This window comes from Streptomyces sp. WG5, assembly GCF_049974565.1.
Taxonomy (GTDB): Bacteria; Actinomycetota; Actinomycetes; order Streptomycetales; family Streptomycetaceae; genus Streptomyces.
This window is the reverse complement of sequence record NZ_JBNGGC010000213.1, coordinates 1-504: the sequence shown is the minus strand read 5'-3', so window position 1 is coordinate 504 and position 504 is coordinate 1. Positions and strand designations below refer to the sequence as shown.

The 504-nt window shown below is 69.6% G+C and carries 1 protein-coding gene; it reads right to left on the bottom strand.

Features of this window, described 5'->3' with window-relative positions; translation table 11 throughout:
- Positions 1 to 504, bottom strand: a 504-nt coding sequence (locus ACP4IX_RS36685) for a hypothetical protein (RefSeq protein WP_426559038.1), incomplete at both ends; no start/stop codon positions are given.

Genomic DNA, 504 nt, shown 5'->3' with positions numbered 1-504 from the left:
CCGCTCCCGACCCTGCCGACGCCACGCCGACAACACCGGAAGCACCTCACCCAGCGACGCATCACCGGAGACATCCAACTCCGCAAGCAGCGAGCCCAGATCCTCGCGCTCGACGGCATCCCAGAACCGGGCATCGGTTGAGTCCACGGTCCCACCGGCGGGGGCGTTGCCGGTCATGCCAGTCAGTGCCGCCTCCGGCCAGTACCGCTTGCGCTGGAAGGCGTATGTCGGCAGATCGACAAGTCCTTTGCCGGTCCCGGCGAAGAATCCGGGCCAGTCCACTTCCACGCCTCGGACGTATGCCTGCGCGAGCGCCGTGACGGCGGTCTCCGCCTCGGGGCGACCCTTACGCAGCACCGGGGCGAAGGCCGCGGTCCCGCCCCTCAGGCACTCCTGCGCCATCGCCGACAGGATGCCGTCCGGGCCGAGCTCCAGGTAGGTCGTGACTCCTTCGGCCTCCAGGACACGAACACCGTCCAGGAAGCGCACGGCCTCGCGGACGTG